The organism is Pseudomonas sp. L5B5 (genome assembly GCF_020520285.1).
Classification (GTDB): Bacteria; Pseudomonadota; Gammaproteobacteria; order Pseudomonadales; family Pseudomonadaceae; genus Aquipseudomonas.
Window position 1 is genome coordinate 2671474 of sequence record NZ_CP084742.1, and the last position, 18180, is coordinate 2689653.

Annotated in this window: 16 protein-coding genes; 6 read left to right on the plus strand and 10 right to left on the minus strand. The window is 63.5% G+C overall.

What is annotated here, in order from left to right:
* Positions 1-2: 2 nt before the first annotated feature.
* A complete protein-coding gene (locus tag LGQ10_RS12195; protein ID WP_226525680.1) occupies positions 3-593 on the minus strand; it encodes an ACP phosphodiesterase in 591 nt (196 codons plus the stop codon).
* 154 nt (positions 594-747) lie between these two features.
* Here LGQ10_RS12195 and LGQ10_RS12200 point away from each other — a divergent pair, with 154 nt between their 5' ends.
* Genes LGQ10_RS12200 through LGQ10_RS12210 form a run of 3 tightly spaced genes read left to right on the plus strand, consistent with a single transcriptional unit; the run spans position 748 to position 3319 of the window.
* Complete coding sequence (locus LGQ10_RS12200) at positions 748-1050, plus strand: ArsR/SmtB family transcription factor (protein ID WP_058434778.1); 303 nt, start codon at positions 748-750, stop codon at positions 1048-1050.
* Between the two features lie 18 nt (positions 1051-1068).
* Positions 1069-2235, plus strand: a complete 1167-nt coding sequence (locus LGQ10_RS12205; RefSeq protein ID WP_226525681.1) for an MFS transporter — start codon at positions 1069-1071, stop codon at positions 2233-2235.
* A 34-nt stretch (positions 2236-2269) separates the two neighbouring features.
* Positions 2270-3319, plus strand: a complete 1050-nt coding sequence (locus LGQ10_RS12210; RefSeq protein ID WP_058438535.1) for an alkene reductase — start codon at positions 2270-2272, stop codon at positions 3317-3319.
* Between the two features lie 72 nt (positions 3320-3391).
* Here the strand turns inward: LGQ10_RS12210 and LGQ10_RS12215 are convergent, their stop codons facing one another.
* Both LGQ10_RS12215 and emhR read right to left on the minus strand, forming a co-directional pair.
* Positions 3392-4276, minus strand: a complete 885-nt coding sequence (locus tag LGQ10_RS12215) for a DMT family transporter (protein WP_058438537.1) — start codon at positions 4274-4276, stop codon at positions 3392-3394.
* Between the two features lie 164 nt (positions 4277-4440).
* Complete coding sequence (emhR, locus tag LGQ10_RS12220) at positions 4441-5073, minus strand: efflux system transcriptional repressor EmhR (RefSeq protein WP_226526132.1); 633 nt, start codon at positions 5071-5073, stop codon at positions 4441-4443.
* A 265-nt stretch (positions 5074-5338) separates the two neighbouring features.
* Here emhR and emhA point away from each other — a divergent pair, with 265 nt between their 5' ends.
* The 3 genes from emhA to adeC are packed head-to-tail and all read left to right on the plus strand — an operon-like array spanning position 5339 to position 11106.
* Positions 5339-6496, plus strand: coding sequence for an efflux RND transporter periplasmic adaptor subunit EmhA (emhA, locus tag LGQ10_RS12225; protein WP_226525682.1), 1158 nt, complete (start codon positions 5339-5341; stop codon positions 6494-6496).
* Between the two features lie 3 nt (positions 6497-6499).
* Positions 6500-9646, plus strand: a complete 3147-nt coding sequence (locus LGQ10_RS12230; RefSeq protein WP_226525683.1) for an efflux RND transporter permease subunit — start codon at positions 6500-6502, stop codon at positions 9644-9646.
* Entirely contained in the window at positions 9643-11106 is a 1464-nt protein-coding gene (adeC, locus tag LGQ10_RS12235; protein ID WP_226525684.1) for an AdeC/AdeK/OprM family multidrug efflux complex outer membrane factor, read from the plus strand. Before LGQ10_RS12230 ends, adeC begins: the two co-directional genes overlap by 4 nt.
* Before the next feature lie 86 nt (positions 11107-11192).
* On the opposite strand, the gene pcaC is transcribed toward adeC, so the two are convergent.
* The 7 genes from pcaC to LGQ10_RS12270 form a co-directional block, all read right to left on the minus strand.
* The gene (pcaC, locus tag LGQ10_RS12240; RefSeq protein ID WP_058437074.1) at positions 11193-11591 is read right to left on the minus strand and encodes a 4-carboxymuconolactone decarboxylase; all 399 of its coding nucleotides are present in this window, start codon (positions 11589-11591) and stop codon (positions 11193-11195) included.
* 22 nt (positions 11592-11613) lie between these two features.
* Complete coding sequence (gene pcaD, locus LGQ10_RS12245) at positions 11614-12402, minus strand: 3-oxoadipate enol-lactonase (protein WP_226525685.1); 789 nt, start codon at positions 12400-12402, stop codon at positions 11614-11616.
* Positions 12403-12413: 11 nt separating this feature from the next.
* Positions 12414-13778 carry a 3-carboxy-cis,cis-muconate cycloisomerase gene (locus tag LGQ10_RS12250; protein WP_226525686.1) on the minus strand — a complete coding sequence of 455 codons (1365 nt, stop codon included), beginning with the start codon at positions 13776-13778 and terminating at the stop codon, positions 12414-12416.
* Between the two features lie 45 nt (positions 13779-13823).
* On the minus strand, positions 13824-15119 hold the full coding sequence (locus LGQ10_RS12255) for an MFS family transporter (RefSeq protein WP_058437305.1): 1296 nt from the start codon (positions 15117-15119) through the stop codon (positions 13824-13826).
* Between the two features lie 115 nt (positions 15120-15234).
* Positions 15235-16440 carry a 3-oxoadipyl-CoA thiolase gene (gene pcaF / locus LGQ10_RS12260; RefSeq protein ID WP_226526133.1) on the minus strand — a complete coding sequence of 402 codons (1206 nt, stop codon included), beginning with the start codon at positions 16438-16440 and terminating at the stop codon, positions 15235-15237.
* Positions 16437-17216 (minus strand): CoA-transferase subunit beta, encoded by a 780-nt coding sequence (locus tag LGQ10_RS12265; RefSeq protein ID WP_226525687.1) that lies wholly within the window; start codon positions 17214-17216, stop codon positions 16437-16439. Before LGQ10_RS12265 ends, pcaF begins: the two co-directional genes overlap by 4 nt.
* Positions 17213-18073, minus strand: coding sequence for a CoA transferase subunit A (locus LGQ10_RS12270; protein WP_226525688.1), 861 nt, complete (start codon positions 18071-18073; stop codon positions 17213-17215). The genes LGQ10_RS12265 and LGQ10_RS12270 overlap by 4 nt, the downstream gene beginning before the upstream one ends.
* Between the last annotated feature and the right edge of the window lie 107 nt (positions 18074-18180).

Sequence of the window (18180 nt, forward strand, 5' to 3'; positions counted from 1 at the left end):
TTTCAGCGCCCCGGCGACGGGGCCGTGTACTGCGCGGCGAAAGCCTGCAGCTGCGGGTAGAACTCGCGAAAATCCTCGCTCAAGGGCTGGTACAGCCGCTCCAGCTCGCCCATCGCCGCGGTCAGTTCCTCTGGCCGCGACAGGCGTCGGGCAATGCCCCTCAAGACCTGTTCCAGCACCTGGAAATCCCGATAGGACCCCAGCCAGTCATCGGCCGCCATGTAGGGCGCGATCTGTGCCAGGCGCCCTGGTAACTGCGGCTCGGCGGCCAATACCTGGTACACGTTGGCCGTGAACGACTGCAGTGGGTGATCGGCGTACTGGACCCAGTCCCGGGCCAGGCAGTGATCGAAGAACACGTCGATGACGATGCCGGCGTAACGCCGCCGGGTCAGGGAAAAACGTCCCAGCGCCGCCGTCACCAGCGCATGGCTGTCGGTGTAGGTGTCGATGCGCCGATGCAGCTGGATCGCCGCCTCGACCTCCGGGGCGAACTCCCCTTGCAGGCGGCCTTTGACGAAGTCGCCGTAGAGGCTGCCAAGTAATTGACCCGGGCGCTGGCCGCCAAGGTGCAGATGTGCGAGATAATTCATTTGCGCAGCTTAGCACCGCGCCCACCATATCGTTATAACCCGATATACCGATAAATGCTTGAGTAAGATCAAAATCATATTGGTATATCGCGAAATAACGATTTAAATTTCGCCTCATCGCGATACAACGTTTCATGGAAAAGCGAGCAACGCCATGTCCATCGACCTCGACGAAATAATAAAAGCCCTGGCGCACCCGGTTCGCAGGGAAATCCTGCACTGGCTGAAAGACCCGACAGTCGAATTCCCTGACCAGGCCCACAGCAACGAGCACGGTGTCTGCGCCGGGCAGATCGATCAGCGCTGCGGCCTTTCGCAGTCGACCGTATCCGCCCATCTGGCCACGCTGCAACGCGCCGGGCTGGTCAGTAGCCGCAAAGTCGGCCAGTGGCATTTTTTCAAACGCAACGAGGACACCATCCAGCAGTTCCTCACGCAAATGAGCCAACAGCTCTGATCTGACAAGGACCCGATAATGCCCCTTTCACTTCTCATCCTGGCCTTGAGTGCCTTCGCCATCGGCACCACCGAGTTCGTCATCATGGGCCTGTTGCCCGATGTGGCGGCTGACCTCGGGGTGTCGATTCCCGGCGCCGGCTGGCTGGTGACCGGCTACGCCCTGGGCGTGGCCATCGGCGCGCCGTTCATGGCCCTGGCCACTGCCCGACTGCCGCGCAAGGCGGCGCTGGTAGCGCTGATGGGGATCTTCATTGTCGGCAACCTGCTGTGTGCACTGGCCAGTGATTACAACGTGCTGATGTTCGCCCGTGTCATCACCGCGCTGTGCCACGGCGCCTTCTTCGGTATCGGTTCAGTGGTGGCCGCGGGCCTGGTGCCAGCCAACAAGCGCGCCTCGGCCGTGGCCCTGATGTTCACCGGCCTGACCCTGGCCAATGTGCTCGGTGTCCCGCTGGGCACCGCGCTGGGCCAGGTTGCCGGGTGGCGCTCGACCTTCTGGGTGGTGACCGTGATCGGGGTGTTGGCGCTGTTCGGCCTGCTGCGTTTCCTGCCGGCCAAGCGAGACGAGGAGAAGCTCGACATGCGTGCGGAACTGGCGGCCCTCAAGGGTGCCGGGATCTGGTTGTCCCTGAGCATGACCGCATTGTTCGCAGCCTCGATGTTCACCCTGTTCACCTATGTCGCGCCTCTGCTGGGCGATGTGACCGGAGTGTCGCCCCGGGGCGTGACCTGGACACTGCTGTTGATCGGCCTGGGCCTGACCCTGGGCAACATCCTCGGCGGCAAGATGGCGGACAAGCGCCTGGGCGCCACCCTGCTGGGAGTATTCGCCGCCATGGCCGTGATCTCCACCGTGCTGACCTGGACCAGCGTCGCGCTGATCCCCACGGAGATCACCCTGTTCCTCTGGGCTACCGCCTCCTTCGCCGCGGTCCCGGCCCTGCAGGTCAACGTGGTGACCTTCGGCAAGGCCGCGCCCAACCTGGTTTCGACCCTGAACATCGGCGCCTTCAACATCGGCAACGCCCTGGGCGCCTGGGTCGGCGGCAGCGTGATCGCCCACGGTTTCGGCCTCACCAGCGTGCCGCTGGCGGCTGCTGCCCTGGCGATCCTGGCCCTGCTGGTAACGCTGATCACCTTTCGCCAGGGCGGCAACGCCGAACTGGCCCCTGCGACGCCCTGATAGCTTCCCTACCCCTTGAAGAAGGCTGTATCCCATGACGACTCTTTTTGATCCGATCAAGCTCGGCGACCTCGAACTGCCCAACCGCATCATCATGGCGCCACTGACCCGCTGCCGCGCCGACGCCGGCCGGGTGCCCAACGCCCTGATGGCCGAGTACTACGTGCAGCGGGCCTCGGCCGGGCTGATTCTCAGCGAAGCCACTTCGGTGACTCCGATGGGCGTCGGTTACCCGGATACCCCTGGCATCTGGTCCAACGACCAGGTCCGCGGCTGGGCTAACGTGACCAAGGCCGTGCACGGTGCTGGCGGCAAGATCTTCCTGCAACTGTGGCACGTGGGGCGAATTTCCCATCCGTCCTACCTGGACGGCGAGACGCCCGTAGGTCCCAGCGCCATCCAGCCCAAGGGCCACGTCAGCCTGGTGCGCCCTCTGGCCGACTACCCGACGCCGCGAGCGTTGGAAACCGCTGAAATCGCCGACGTGATCGAGACCTACCGGGTCGGAGCGGAAAATGCCAAGGCTGCCGGTTTTGACGGCGTGGAAATCCACGGCGCCAACGGCTACCTGCTGGATCAGTTCCTGCAAAGCAGCACCAACCAACGCACCGACCAGTACGGCGGCTCCCTGGAAAACCGTGCCCGCCTGTTGCTGGAAGTCACCGACGCTGCGATCGAAATCTGGGGCGCCGGCCGGGTGGGTGTACACCTGGCACCGCGTGCCGACGCCCATGACATGGGCGACGCCAACGTGGCGGAAACCTTCACCTACGTGGCCCGTGAACTGGGCAAGCGCGGCATCGCGTTTATCTGCTCCCGCGAGAAAGAAGGCGCGGACAGCCTCGGCCCGCAATTGAAAGAAGCCTTCGGCGGCCCCTACATCGCAAACGAACGCTTCACCAAGGACAGCGCCAACGCCTGGCTGGCCGAGGGCAAGGCCGACGCCGTGGCCTTCGGCATACCCTTCATCGCCAACCCGGACCTGCCCGCTCGCCTGAAAACCGATGCGCCATTGAACGAACCGCATCCGGAAACCTTCTACGCCAAGGGCCCGGTCGGCTACATCGACTATCCGATGTTGTAAGCATCAGCCATGAAAAAGCCCCGGTTCACCAGAGCCGGGGCTTTTTCATGCCTGCTTACTATGCAGCCAGGATCAGCGCTTGCGCTGGGTCCAGGCCACTGCCAGGCCGCTGAGGCAGATCACCGCGATGCCCACCAGGCCGTAGCTGTCCGGGGTATGACCGAAGATCAGGTAGCCGTACATGCCGGCAAACAGGATCTGCCCATAACTGAAAGGCGCCAGCATGGCCGGGGCGGCATGGCGGAACGCCTGGGTCAGCAGCAGGTGGCCAAACATGCCGCAAGCGCCCAGGCCGATCATGAACAGGCCATGGACCAGGCTCGGAGTGCTCCAGAAAAACGGCAACAGCGCGCTCATGATCAGGCTGTTGATGATCCCGATGAGGAAGTTGCTGGTGGTCGGGCTATCGACACCGCTGAGCTTGCGGGTCAGCAACTGATAGAAACCGAAGCACAGCGCCGACCCCAGGGGCAAGAGAATGGCCGGGGTGAACAGCGATCCACCGGGACGTACCACGATCAGTACCCCGACGAACCCGACCAGCACCGCCAACCATTGGGCACGGCTGACACGCTCCCCCAGGAACGGGACGGACAAGGCAGTGACCAGCAGCGGCGCCAGGAAGTTGACCGCGGTGGCTTCGGCCAGGGGGATATAGCGCAGGCCGGTGGTGAACAGCAGGCTGGTGCCGATCATGCACAGGGCCCGGAGCAATTGCAGGCCGGGACGCTTGGTCCGTACCACTGCGGAAAATCCGCTGCGCGGTACGAACACCACCAGCATCAGCAGGGTGTGCACCACATAGCGTGCCCAGACCACCATCACGATCGGGTAGAAGGCCGAGAGGTACTTGGAGAGTGTGTCGTGGCTGGCAAAGAGCAGGACCGCCAGGCAGATCAGGACGATGCCCTTCAGGGGATGGTCCGCACCGCCGAAGGGTGAAGGGCTCACACTCATTCACATACCCGCAACAAATTGCCTACAAAATACATAGCTCGCTATCTGTCAAGACAGGGCCGGTCCGGTATATAAAAGCACCCCGTCGTGACCCAGCGGTCCAGGAGGCCAAAGGCATCTTGCCGCAGATCTTGACACAAGCGGATTCAATTACGCATTTTGTCTTAATGACGAAGGTTCGGGCTCAGGCGCAACATGTCCAGTCCGATATCGACCCAGCGCTGCGCCTCGGTATGCAGGACAAAACTTTCCGGGTCCAGCAACCACTGGTAGAGAAGCCCATCGACAAAGGCCCGCATGCTGATAGCTGCCCGCCTAGTATCGAGATTGGCGGGCAGTTGCCCACGATTCACCGCGTTGCTCAATGTCAGCTCGATATGCAGGTTGCACTCCAGGCTGGCGGCGCGACGCTGACGACGCAGATCGCACATCTCATCGGTGAACTCGCACTTATGGAACAGAATTTCATTGATGCGTCGGGTTTTCGGGTCCAGGGCAACTTGATGAAACAAGTGAACGAGCAGTTTGCGCGTCCAGCCCAAGGGGTCCACTTCATCTACATCTTCGCTGGCAGCCGCCATCTCTCCCAGGGGTTCGCGCAGACTGTCGAGCATGGCCTGCACCAGGTCGGCCTTGTTGCTGAAGTGCCAGTAGATCGCCCCACGCGTGACTCCCGCCAGCGTCGCGATGTCGGCCAGGGTGGTCCGCGCCACGCCACGCTCGTAAAAGGCCTTTTCGGCCGCCTCGAGTATCTGGGCGCGGGTTTCTTGAGCTTCCTCTTTGGTACGACGGACCATGGCAGTACAACCTCGATCAGGATCTTTCAGCGATGCGCAAAGACCTTCTGAATAAATATGGAACGACATCTCGAGTGCCGTTTACCCGACCTACAATTCAACACTTGCGGGAGCTTTTGTAACCGGATGGGTACGCCACCAAGGTATTTACAAACAGCCATGTACGTAAGTATATTCCTTAGCAAGCTACTTATCCACTCAGCCAATTCTTTTTACCCTTCCACTTTTCTTGTACGCATCTCGCGTGCCTGACCCGAGGATCTTCATGCAACTCAAGCCAGCTGTTACCGCTCTGGTCACTGCCGTCGCCCTGGCATCGCTGCTCAGCGGATGTAAAAAGGAAGAGGCGGCGCCCGCCCCTCAAGCCCCTCAGGTCGGCGTCGTTACCCTGCAACCACAAGCCTTTACCTTGACTTCAGAACTCCCGGGCCGGACCACCGCGTTCCGCATCGCCGAAGTTCGCCCGCAGGTAAACGGGATCATCCTCAAGCGCCTGTTCAAGGAAGGTGGAGATGTGAAGGAAGGGCAGCAGCTTTATCAGATCGACCCGTCGATCTATGAAGCCACGCTCAAGAGCGCCGAGGCGAACCTGCAATCGACCCGGTCGATCTCCGATCGCTACAAGCAACTGGTCAACGAACAGGCCGTAAGCCGCCAGGAATACGACACCGCCGTGGCCAACCGCCTGCAATCCGAGGCATCGCTGCAAAACGCCCAGATCAATCTGCGCTACACCAAGGTGCTGTCACCGCTGACTGGCCGCATCGGCCGTTCCTCGGTAACCGAAGGCGCCCTAGTGAGCAATGGTCAAGCCACTGCCATGGCGGTGATCCAGCAGCTGGACCCGATCTACGTCGACGTCACCCAGTCCTCCGTGGAATTGCTGGAGCTGCGCCGCGAGCTGGATAGCGGTCGCCTGCAGAAAGTTGGCGACAATGCCGCCAAGGTCAAGCTGACCCTGGAAGACGGCAGCCAGTACAAGCTCGACGGCAAGCTGGAGTTCTCCGAAGTCTCGGTGGACGAAACCACCGGCTCGGTGACGCTGCGCGCCGTGTTCCCGAACCCCGATCACACCCTGCTGCCGGGCATGTTCGTCCACGCCCAGCTGCAGGCCGGGGTGAACAGCGCCGCGATCCTGGCGCCACAGCAAGGCGTGACCCGCGACCTCAAAGGTACTCCGACCGCCCTGGTGGTTGGCCCGGATAACAAGGTCGAACTGCGCCAGCTCAAGGCCAGTCGTACGGTCGGCAACCAGTGGCTGGTGGACGATGGCCTGAAAGCCGGCGACCGTCTGATCACCGAAGGCCTGCAATTCGTCAAGCCGGGCATTGAAGTCAAGGCCAGCGAGGCGACCAACGTTCCAGCGAAAAACCCGGCCCCTGCACAGGCAACTGACAAAGCTGCAGGCGGCAAAGGGGAGTAAACCATGTCGAAATTTTTTATCGACCGTCCGATCTTCGCCTGGGTAATCGCCCTGGTGATCATGCTGGTCGGGGCTCTATCGATCCTCAAATTGCCGATCAACCAGTACCCGAGCATCGCCCCACCGGCGATCGCCATCTCCGTGACCTACCCAGGTGCTTCCGCACAGACCGTGCAGGACACCGTGGTCCAGGTGATCGAGCAACAGCTCAACGGTATCGACAACCTGCGTTATGTGTCCTCGGAAAGTAACTCCGACGGCAGCATGACTATCACTGCGACCTTCGAGCAGGGCACCAACTCGGACACCGCGCAGGTCCAGGTGCAGAACAAACTCAACCTGGCCACCCCGCTGCTGCCTCAAGAGGTGCAGCAACAGGGTATTCGCGTGACCAAGGCCGTGAAGAACTTCCTGCTGGTGATCGGCGTGGTATCCGAGGACGGCAGCATGTCCAAGGACGACCTGTCGAACTACATCGTGTCGAACATGCAAGACCCGATCTCGCGGACCGCGGGTGTCGGTGACTTCCAGGTGTTCGGTGCCCAGTACGCCATGCGCATCTGGCTCGACCCGGCCAAGCTCAACAACTTCAACCTGACCCCGGTGGACGTGAAGACCGCGGTTGCCGCGCAGAACGTCCAGGTATCGTCCGGCCAGCTCGGCGGCCTGCCTGCCCTGCCCGGCCAGCAGCTCAACGCCACCATCATCGGCAAGACCCGCCTGCAGACTGCCGAGCAGTTCAAGGCGATCCTGCTGAAGGTCAACAAGGACGGCTCGCAGGTGCGCCTGGGTGACGTCGCGGACGTGGCGCTTGGCGGCGAGAACTACGCCATCAGCGCCCAGTTCAACGGCAGCCCGGCTTCCGGTCTGGCGGTGAAGCTGGCCAACGGCGCCAACGCCCTGGACACCGCCAAGGCGCTGCGCAAGACCATCAGCGACCTGGAGCCCTTCTTCCCGCAGGGCATGAAGGTCGTGTTCCCCTATGACACCACCCCAGTGGTGACCGAATCCATCAAGGGCGTGGTTGAAACCCTGGTGGAAGCGATCGTCCTGGTGTTCCTGGTGATGTTCCTGTTCCTGCAGAACTTCCGCGCCACGGTGATCACCACCATGACGGTGCCGGTGGTATTGCTGGGGACCTTCGGCATCCTCGCGGCGGCCGGGTTCAGCATCAACACCCTGACCATGTTCGGCATGGTACTGGCCATCGGATTGCTGGTGGACGACGCCATCGTTGTGGTGGAGAACGTCGAGCGGGTGATGCACGAGGAAGGGCTGTCGCCCAAGGAAGCCACGAAGAAGTCCATGGGCCAGATCCAGGGAGCCCTGGTGGGGATCGCCCTGGTACTGTCCGCGGTACTGCTGCCGATGGCCTTCTTCAGCGGCTCCACGGGCGTGATCTACAAGCAGTTCTCGATCACCGTGGTTTCGGCCATGGCCCTGTCGGTACTGGTGGCCCTGATCTTTACCCCGGCCCTGTGCGCCACCATGCTCAAGGCCGTGCAGCAAGGCGAGCACGCCGCCGAGAAGCGTGGTTTCTTCGGCTGGTTCAACCGCACCTTCGATCGCAGCGTGAAAAGCTACGAGCGCGGCGTCGGCAACATGCTGCGCCACAAGATCCCGTACCTGCTGGCCTATGCGCTGATCGTCGTGGGCATGATCTGGCTGTTCACCCGCATCCCGACCGCGTTCCTGCCGGAAGAAGACCAGGGCGTACTGTTCGCCCAGGTACAGACTCCAGCCGGTTCCAGTGCCGAACGGACCCAGGTGGTGGTGGACGAGATGCGCACCTACCTGCTGGACAAGGAAAAGGACACCGTGGCTTCGGTGTTCACCGTGAACGGCTTCAACTTCGCCGGTCGCGGCCAGAGCTCGGGCATGGCCTTCATCATGCTCAAGCCCTGGGACGAGCGCTCCACGGAAAACAGCGTGTTCAACCTGGCGAACCGCGCCCAGCAGCATTTCTTCAGCTTCCGCGATGCGATGGTGTTCGCCTTCGCCCCTCCGGCGGTACTGGAGCTGGGTAACGCCACCGGTTTCGACGTGTTCCTCCAGGACCGCGCCGGTATCGGTCACGAGAAACTCATGGCGGCCCGCAACCAGTTCCTCGGCATGGCGGCCCAGAGCAAGGTGCTGTCCCAGGTGCGTCCGAACGGCCTGAACGATGAACCGCAGTACCAGTTGACCATCGATGACGAGCGCGCCAGTGCCCTGGGCGTGACCCTCACCGACATCAACAACACCCTGTCGATCGCCCTGGGCAGTAGCTATGTCAACGACTTCATCGACCGTGGTCGGGTGAAGAAGGTGTACATCCAGGGCCAGGCCGGTGCGCGCATGAGCCCCGAAGACCTGAAGAAATGGTACGTACGCAACAGTGCCGGGACCATGGTGCCGTTCTCTTCCTTCGCCAAGGGCGAATGGATCTACGGTTCGCCGAAACTGGCCCGCTACAACGGCGTGGAAGCCATGGAAGTCCTCGGTGCCCCGGCCCCTGGCTACAGTACCGGTGAGGCCATGGCGGAAGTCGAAGCCATTGCCGCCAAGCTGCCACCGGGTGTCGGTATCTCCTGGACCGGACTGTCCTATGAGGAACGTCTGTCGGGCTCCCAGGCACCTGCGCTGTATGCCTTGTCCCTGCTGATGGTGTTCCTGTGTCTGGCGGCGCTGTATGAAAGCTGGTCGATTCCGATCGCGGTCATGCTGGTCGTGCCCCTGGGGATCATCGGTGCCCTGATGGCCACCAGCCTGCGCGGCCTGTCCAACGACGTGTACTTCCAGGTGGGGCTGTTGGTGACTATCGGCCTGGCGGCGAAGAACGCCATCCTGATCGTCGAGTTCGCCAAGGAACTGCACGAACAGGGTCGCTCCCTGGTGGATGCTGCGGTGGAAGCCTGCCGCATGCGCCTGCGGCCGATCATCATGACCTCCCTGGCCTTCGTCCTCGGGGTCGTGCCACTGGCCATCTCCACCGGCGCCGGCTCGGGCAGCCAGCATGCGATCGGTACCGGCGTGATTGGCGGTATGCTAACCGCGACGATCCTGGCGATCTTCTGGGTCCCGCTATTCTTCGTCGTCGTATCGTCCATGGGCCGCAGGAAAGCGGACCAATCAGAAACCACTGCACCTTCTAATGAGGCTGGCCAATGAGCAAGTCGCTACTCTCCCTGGCAATCACCGCCATCGCGCTAAGTGGTTGCTCGCTGATACCGGATTATCAGCGCCCGGAAGCGCCGGTGGCGGCGCAATTCCCCCAAGGCCCCGCCTATTCACCACAGGAGGCCGCCAACGTGGCGGCCGCCGAACAAGGCTGGCGGCAGTTCTTCCATGACCCTGCGCTGCAGCAGCTGATCCAGGTTTCCCTGGAAAACAACCGCGATCTCAAGGTCGCGGCGCTGAACATCGACGCCTATGCCGCGCAGTACCAGATCCAGCGGGCTGACCTGTTCCCCGCGATATCGGCCAACCTCAACAGCCAGCGCCAACGCACGCCGGCCCGGGTAAACGGGACCGGGGATGACCGGATCACCGGCCAGCACTCGGCCACCGTGGGCATCAGCTCTTATGAACTGGACCTGTTCGGTCGCGTTCGCAGTCTGAGCGAGCAAGCCCTGCAGACGTACTTCTCCACTGAAGAGGCGCGTCGCAGCACCCAGATCAGCCTGGTGGCCAGCGTGGCCAATGCCTACATCACCTGGCAGGCCGACAAGGAACTGCTGAAGCTGACCCAGGAAACCCTGGCGACCTACGAAGAAAGCTACCGCCTGACGTCCCGCAGCAACGAGGTCGGGGTCGCCTCGGCCCTGGACCTGAGCCAGTCGCGCACCTCCGTGGAAAACGCCCGGGTACAACTGGCGCGCTACACCCGCCAGGTGGCCCAGGATGAGAACAGCCTGACCCTGCTGCTGGGCACCGCGATCCCGGCCAATCTGCCAGCGGCCCAGCCGCTGTCGGCCGACCTGCTGAGCGAACTGCCTTCCGGCCTGCCGTCGGAGCTGCTGCAACGGCGTCCGGACATCCTCGAGGCCGAGTACAAGCTCAAGGCAGCCAATGCCAATATCGGCGCGGCGCGGGCGGCATTCTTCCCGCGCATCAGCCTGACGGCCAACGCCGGCAGCCTGAGCCCGGATCTCTCCGGCCTGTTCAAGGGCGGCTCGGGCACCTGGCTGTTCCAGCCGCAGATCAACCTGCCGATCTTCAACGCCGGCAGCCTGCGCGCCAGCCTGGACTACTCGAAAATCCAGAAAGACATCACCGTCGCGCAGTACGAGAAATCCATCCAGACCGCCTTCCAGGAAGTCTCCGATGGCCTTGCCTCACGCCAGACCTACAACCAACAGTTGCAGGCCCAGCGTGATTTCGTCAGCGCCAACCAGGACTACTACCGTCTGGCCGAGCGCCGCTACCGCATCGGGGTCGACAGCAACCTGACCTTCCTCGATGCCCAGCGGTCGCTGTTCAGTGCCCAGCAAGCGCTGATTACCGATCGCCTGTCGCAGCTGACCAGTGAGGTCAACCTGTACAAGGCACTCGGCGGCGGCTGGAACGAGCAGACCGCGAAGAACGAAGCGACGGCGGAAAAGAAAGCCCCCGAACTGCACCTGTTCTGAAGCGTGACCTGGCTGCATGAAAAACCCACCTGACGGTGGGTTTTTCGTTTGTAGCGCACGACCAGAATCGACCTAGCCGCCTTCGCCTAAGGCGCCTGGCGTGACTCGACTCCCAGTTCATCCCACACCGACTCGGCCAGGTGGAAAGTGGCATTGGCCGCAGGGATCCCACAGTAGATCGCGCTCTGCATGATCACCTCCTTGATTTCGCCACGGCTCACGCCGTTGTTGGCCGCCGCGCGCAGATGCAGCTTGAGCTCCTCGTTGCGGTTCATCCCAATCAGCATGGCGATGGTGATCAGGCTGCGGGTATGGCGGGACAGGCCCGGACGGGTCCAGATATCCCCCCAGGCATGACGAGTGATCATGTCCTGGAACTCCGAGTTGAACTCGTTCAGGGCCGCCAGGCTGCGCTCGACATGGGCCTCGCCCAGCACCGCGCGGCGAACCTGCAGGCCCTCGGCATAACGTTGTTTTTCGTCCACGAATGGCTCCTTGAATCGACTCTCAGGCCAGCAGGAAGTCCACGACCCGAGCGCTGAAGGCATCGCCGGCCTGGACATTGGACAAATGCGCGGCATAGAACTCGGCATACTCCGCGCCCGCCACCTGCTGCTGGATGAAGTGCCCGCCGGACGGTGGTGTCACGGCGTCTTCAGTGCCGGCAATCACCAGGGTCGGCACCTTGATCGCCCCCAGCTGTTCACGAAAATCCGCATCCCGCACCGCCGCGCAGTTGGCCGCATAGCCTTGCGGCGGGGTGGCCGCGAGCATGTCGGTGATCTGCTTGGCCTGGTCAGGGTGAGCTTCGGCAAAATCGCTGGTGAACCAGCGGGCGATGGAGGCATCGCGCAGCGCCACCATGGCAGCCTGGCCGTCACGTAGCACGGTCTCGATCCGCGGGTTCCATACGGACGGGTCGCCGATTTTCGCCGCGGTGTTGCACACCACCAGCTTGCCCAGGCGCTCGCCGGCATGAATCCCCAGCCACTGCCCGATCAGCCCGCCCATGGACAAGCCGCAGAAATGTGCACGCTGGATATCCAGGGTATCCAGCAGCGCCAGTACATCACGTCCCAGTTGCTCGATGCTGTAGGGCCCCTCGGTGACCAGGGACTGGCCATGGCCGCGAGTGTCCATGCGCAGCACCTGCAAGTGCTGGCTGAAGACCGGCATCTGCTTGTCCCACATGTGCAGGTTGGTGCCCAGGGAGTTGGACAGTACCAGCACCGGCGCCTGCGCCGGCCCCTCCAGTTGATAGTGCAGTTCGCCCCCGGCGAGTTTCACGAATCCCACGGCAATCTCCTTCAGGCCTTCAAGGCAAAATGTTCAGCCACGGCACGCTCGACCCAGGCCTGCGCCTGGCCCAGGTAATGCGCCGGGTCCAGCAGACGATCCAGTTCGGTCGCCGACAGCTCGGCATTGACCTGTGCATCGTCGCCCAATACTTCACGCAAATGACGTTGCTCGGCCACCGCGCGCTTGCAGCATTGCTCCAGCAGGTGGTGGGCCGTTTCGCGCCCCAGGCGCTGGGCCAGAACCACGCTCACCGCCTCGGCCAGCACCAGCCCCTGAGTCAGGTCGAGGTTGTGCGCCATGCGCTGTTCGTCCACCTCCAGGCCAGCAGCCAGCGCCAGCGCCTGCTGCAGGGCACCGGACACCAGGCAGCAGATCTGCGGCAGGGTTTCCCATTCGGCATGCCACAACCCCAGGCTGCGCTCGTGCTCCTGGGGCATGGCGGCGAACAGTGTCGCCAACAGGCCCGGCACCCGGGTCGCGGCGCTGATCAACACCGCTGCGCCCACCGGGTTGCGCTTGTGGGGCATGGTGGACGAGCCGCCCTTGCCTGCCGCCGCAGGTTCGAAAACCTCTGCGACCTCGGTCTGCATCAGCAGGCTGATATCCCGGCCCAGCTTGCCCAGGCTGCCAGCCAGCAAGCCCAGCATCGAGGCGAACTCCACCAGGCGATCGCGCTGGGTATGCCAGGGTTGCTCCGGCAGCTCCAGGCACAGCTCCTCGGCCAGGGCCCGGGCCACGGGCAACGCCTGTTCGCCCAGGGCCGCCAGGGTTCCGCTAGCCCCGCCGAACTGCAGCACCAGCAACCGCGGCTTGAGCTGTTGCAGGCGCTCGCGACTGCGGGTCACGGCTCCCAGCCAGCCGGCGATCTTCATGCCCAGGGTCACCGGAGTGGCATGTTGCAGCCAGGTCCGGCCCGCCAGGGGCAAGCCGCCATGACGCTGGGCCTGGGCGGCCAGGCGTTCGCCCAACCGTTGCAGGTCCTGCTCCAGCAGCAGCACGGCGCTGCGCAATTGCAATACCAGGCCGCTGTCCATCACATCCTGGCTGGTGGCACCCAGGTGCACATGACGCTCAGCCTCGGGGGCATTCCCGGCCACCTGCCTGCCCAGGGCCCTGACCAGGGGAATGGCCGGGTTGCCCGCCGTGACGATGGCCTCGCCCAACGCCTGCACGTCATACAGCCCGGCCTGGCACGCGGCCTCGATCGGGGCGACGGCGCTGGCCGGGATCAATCCGACCCGGGCTTCGGCCCGGGCCAGGGCCGCTTCGAAGTCGAGCATTGCCTGGATTCGCCCCTGGTCGCAGAACACGTCACGCATCGACCGGGCAGTGAAATAGGCATCGAACAGCTGATTGCTCGCATCTAGGGTCATAAAGGGTCCTTGGCTGCCTGCCCTACCAGGGGGCAGGCTCGTGGGTCAAAGATCGTGGTGCAAGTACGCCGCCTGCTTCGGCAACCGCAGGCTGAACAGGAACGCGATCGCCATCATTGCCGTAACGTACCAGTAGAAGGTGTTTTCCATGCCCATGTTCTTGAAGTTCAGGGCCACCCATTCCGCCGAACCGCCGAAGATCGCGTTGGCCACGGCGTAGGCCAGGCCCACGCCCAGCGCCCGCACCTGAGGCGGGAACATCTCGGCCTTCACCAGGCCGCTGATGGAGGTGTAGAAACTGACGATGGCCAGGGCCAGGGTGATCAGCACGAACGCCAGCAGCGGGCTGCTGACCGTTTTCAGCGCCAGCAGGATCGGCACCGTGAACAGCGTGCCCAGGGCGCCGAACCAGAGCATCGAATTGCGCCGGCCGATGCGGTCCGCCAGCATGCCGAACAGCGGCTGCATGCACATGTACAGGAACAGCGCACCGGTCATGACATAGCTGGCTGTCTTGGCGTGCATGCCGGCGGTGTTCACCAGGTACTTCTGCATGTAGGTGGTGAAGGTGTAGAAGATCAGCGAGCCGCCGGCGGTGTAGCCCAGCACCGTAATGAAGGCCGCCGAATGATGCTTGAACAGGGCTGCGACGCTGCCGGCATCCTTGTCCTCGCGCAGCTCCTTGCTCGTGGTTTCCTTCAGCGAGCGGCGCAACAGCAACGAGATCAGCGCCGCGATGGCCCCGATCACGAACGGGATGCGCCAGCCCCAGGCCTTGAGTTGCGCCTCGTCGAGAAACTGCTGGAGGATCACCACCACCAGCACCGCCAGCAACTGCCCGCCGATCAGCGTCACATACTGGAACGAGGCGAAGAAACCGCGCTGGCCCTTGAGCGCCACTTCACTCATGTAAGTGGCGGTGGTGCCGTACTCGCCTCCCACCGACAAGCCCTGGAACAACCGCGCCACCAACAACATGAACGGTGCCCAGGCACCAATGCTGGCGTAGGTCGGCAGGAAGGCGATGACCAGGGAACCGGCGCACATCATCAGCACCGAGATCATCATCGAATTCTTGCGCCCATGGCGGTCGGCGACCCGGCCGAACAGCCAGCCGCCAATCGGACGCATCAGGAATCCGGCAGCGAACACCCCGGCCGTGTTGAGCAACTGCACCGTTGGGTCGTCCGAGGGAAAGAAGGCTGGGGCAAAGTAGATGGCACAGAAGGCATAGACATAGAAGTCGAACCATTCCACAAGGTTGCCGGACGAAGCACCGACAATGGCAAAGATCCTTTTGCTGCGTTCCTCTCCGGTGTAGTGACTGGTCGTTGTAGTCATTTTTTTGCACTCATGGGGGACAGTGTCAGTCTAGACATACTTGGCAACACTCCCGTTCCGCATTCTCCATGACAACCGCTGCCGCAGCCGCTCCCGCAGCTGCCGGCAACAGGCGTCAGATCCGCTCGATGGCCAGGGCCAGGCCTTGGCCGACCCCCACGCACAAGGTGGCCAGGCCTTTCCTGCCACCGGTCAGCTCAAGCTGGCGCAGGGCCGTCAGCACCAGCCGTGCACCGCTCATGCCCAACGGATGCCCCAGGGCGATGGCGCCACCATTGGGATTGACCTGGGGGGCGTCGTCCGCCAGCCCCAGCTCGCGCAGCACGGCCAGGGCCTGGCTGGCGAACGCCTCGTTGAGTTCGATCACATCGAAATCGCCGACCGCCAGGCCCAGGCGCTCGGTGAGTTTGCGCACCGCCGGCACCGGCCCGATGCCCATGACCCGTGGCGCCACGCCAGCGCTGGCCATGCCCAGTACCCGCGCCCGGGGCGTCAAGCCATGGCGCTGCACTGCCGCAGCCGAAGCCAGGATCAACGCCGCGGCGCCATCGTTGACCCCGGAGGCATTGCCGGCGGTGACGGTCTTGTCCGCACCGTTGACCGGCTTGAGCTTGCCCAGCGCTTGCAGGCTGGTATCGGCCCGCGGATGTTCGTCCTGTTCCACCAGGGTCTCGCCCTTCTTGTGGGCGATGCGCACCGGGACGATTTCCCCGGCGAAGAACCCCGCCGCCTGGGCCGCGGCAGTGCGCTGCTGGCTGCGCAGGGCAAAAGCGTCCTGGTCGGCGCGGGACACGCCGTGCTCGTCCGCCACGTTGTCGGCGGTCTGGGGCATGGCATCCACGCCGTACTGGGCGGTCATCAAGGGGTTGATGAAGCGCCAGCCGATGGTGGTGTCCTCCAGCTTCATGTTGCGTGAAAAGGCGCTGTCGGCCTTGCCCATGACGAAGGGCGCGCGGGACATCGACTCGACGCCACCCGCAATGGCCAACTCCATTTCGCCGCTGGCGATGGCGCGAAATGCTGTGCCGATGGCCTCCATGCCCGAGGCGCAAAGACGATTGAGGGTAACCCCCGGCACGCTGTCGGGCAGGCCTGCCAGCAACAGCGCCATGCGCGCCACATTGCGGTTGTCTTCGCCCGCCTGGTTGGCACAGCCGAGGAACACCTCGTCCACGGCGCTCCAGTCCACCTGGGGGTTGCGCTCCATCAGGGCCTTGATCGGCAGCGCCGCCAGGTCATCGGCCCGCACGGTCGCCAGGCCGCCGCCAAAACGACCGATGGGGGTACGAATGGCATCGCAGATGAATACGTCGCGCATCAGGCTTCTCCCGGAGTCTGGCCATGGGCCGTGGCGGTACGCGCTTCAAGTTCGCGCAGGGCTGTCAGCTCAAGCGCGGTGGGCGCGCTGGTCTCGGCCACCTGCTCGGCAAAACGAATAGCCCAGCCCGTGGCCTCCACCACCTGCTCGCGGGTCACGCCCGGGTGCAGGGAGGTGACGATGAACTCATTGCTGCCAGCTTCCGGCTCCATGATGCACAGGTCGGTGATGATCCCCACCGGACCGGCGCCCGGCAGGCCCAGGCGCTTGCGTGAATCACCGCCCTCGCCATGGCCGACCGAGGTCATGAAGTCCAGCTTGTCGACGAAGGAACGGGCGGACTGCTTGAGGATGATCAGTACGCTCTTGGCCGAGCCGGCGATTTCCGGCGCACCTCCGGCCCCCGGCAGACGCACCTTGGGCTGGTGGTAGTCGCCGACCACCGTGGTGTTGATATTGCCGAAGCGGTCAACCTGGGCCGCGCCCAGGAAACCCACGTCGATCCGCCCGCCCTGCAGCCAGTAGCGGAAGATTTCCCCGGTGGGCACCACGGTATCGGCGGTTTCCGCCAGTTCACCGTCGCCAATGGATAGCGGCAGGACGCTGGGCTTGGCACCGATCGGACCGGACTCGTAGATCAGCACCACATCGGGCGACGAAGTCAGGCGTGCCAGGTTGGCGGCCTTGGATGGCAGGCCGATGCCGACGAAGCACACCGAACCGTTGCGCAGGCGCCGGGCAGCGGCCACGGTCATCATTTCACTGGTGGAGTAAGTCATTGCCGGGCCTCACGGGTAGCGGCCAGCTTGGCCTGGAATTCACTGAAGTCGGCACTGCCGAGGATGTAGTGGTCGATCCACGCAGTGAAGGTCTCGCGATCGCGGGCGATGGAGTCCCAGGCCTGGTAGAAGCGGTTGTCGCGCTCGGAGTAGCCGTGGGCGTAGGACGGATGGGCACCGCCAGGCACATGGCACACCGCGCTCAGAGCCCAGGTCGGCAGTACGCAGGCGTTCATCGGCGCGTTCAGGTCATCGACGATCTCCTCGACGGTGACGATGCAACGCTTGGCGGCCAGCGCCGCCTCCTTCTGTACCCCGAGGATGCCCCACAACAGCACGTTGCCCTGGCGATCGGCCTTCTGGGCGTGGATCACCGTGACGTCGGGACGTACCGAAGGCACCGCCGCCAGCACTTCACCCGTGAAGGGGCAAGTCACGGTCTTGATCAGCGGGTTGACCTTGGGCAAGTCGGAGCCGGCGTACGCACGCAGCACGGCGAACGGCAGGCCTGAAGCACCGGCGACGTAGGCATTGGCCAGGTCCGCATGGCTGTGCTCCTCGATCTCCAGCGGCCCAGGCCAGTGTTTTTCCACGGCATCGCGCAGGCGATGCAGGGAACCCACCCCCGGATTGCCACCCCAGGAAAAGATCAGCTTGCGGGCACAACCGGCGCCAATCAGCTGGTCATAGATCAGGTCCGGGGTCATCCGCACAAGGGTCAGGTCCTGCTTGCCCTGGCGGATGATTTCATGGCCGGCGGCCGTGGGAATCAGGTGAGTGAAACCTTCGAGCGCGACGGTGTCGCCGTCGTTGATGAACTGCTTCACGGCCTCATGCAGCGAGAGGATTGCAGCCATGGAGGGAGTCTCCCGGTAGATGTCCAGCGACTGGAGAAGAGGCGCTCTGGGTGCGCCGCGGTGCCTGAAGATTAAGCCGGGGAAAAACCGCAAGACAATCCGATAAT

Excerpts from the sequence above, each read along its gene's own strand:
- adeC (WP_226525684.1), top strand. The coding sequence starts at position 9,643 with ATGAGCAAGTCGCTACTCTCCCTGGCAATCACCGCCATCGCGCTAAGT.
- LGQ10_RS12250 (WP_226525686.1), bottom strand. The coding sequence starts at position 13,778 with ATGACCCTAGATGCGAGCAATCAGCTGTTCGATGCCTATTTCACTGCC.
- LGQ10_RS12205 (WP_226525681.1), top strand. The coding sequence starts at position 1,069 with ATGCCCCTTTCACTTCTCATCCTGGCCTTGAGTGCCTTCGCCATCGGC.
- LGQ10_RS12270 (WP_226525688.1), bottom strand. The coding sequence starts at position 18,073 with ATGGCTGCAATCCTCTCGCTGCATGAGGCCGTGAAGCAGTTCATCAAC.
- emhA (WP_226525682.1), top strand. The coding sequence starts at position 5,339 with ATGCAACTCAAGCCAGCTGTTACCGCTCTGGTCACTGCCGTCGCCCTG.
- LGQ10_RS12210 (WP_058438535.1), top strand. The coding sequence starts at position 2,270 with ATGACGACTCTTTTTGATCCGATCAAGCTCGGCGACCTCGAACTGCCC.
- LGQ10_RS12265 (WP_226525687.1), bottom strand. The coding sequence starts at position 17,216 with ATGACTTACTCCACCAGTGAAATGATGACCGTGGCCGCTGCCCGGCGC.
- LGQ10_RS12230 (WP_226525683.1), top strand. The coding sequence starts at position 6,500 with ATGTCGAAATTTTTTATCGACCGTCCGATCTTCGCCTGGGTAATCGCC.
- LGQ10_RS12195 (WP_226525680.1), bottom strand. The coding sequence starts at position 593 with ATGAATTATCTCGCACATCTGCACCTTGGCGGCCAGCGCCCGGGTCAA.
- LGQ10_RS12200 (WP_058434778.1), top strand. The coding sequence starts at position 748 with ATGTCCATCGACCTCGACGAAATAATAAAAGCCCTGGCGCACCCGGTT.
- emhR (WP_226526132.1), bottom strand. The coding sequence starts at position 5,073 with ATGGTCCGTCGTACCAAAGAGGAAGCTCAAGAAACCCGCGCCCAGATA.
- LGQ10_RS12215 (WP_058438537.1), bottom strand. The coding sequence starts at position 4,276 with ATGAGTGTGAGCCCTTCACCCTTCGGCGGTGCGGACCATCCCCTGAAG.
- LGQ10_RS12255 (WP_058437305.1), bottom strand. The coding sequence starts at position 15,119 with ATGACTACAACGACCAGTCACTACACCGGAGAGGAACGCAGCAAAAGG.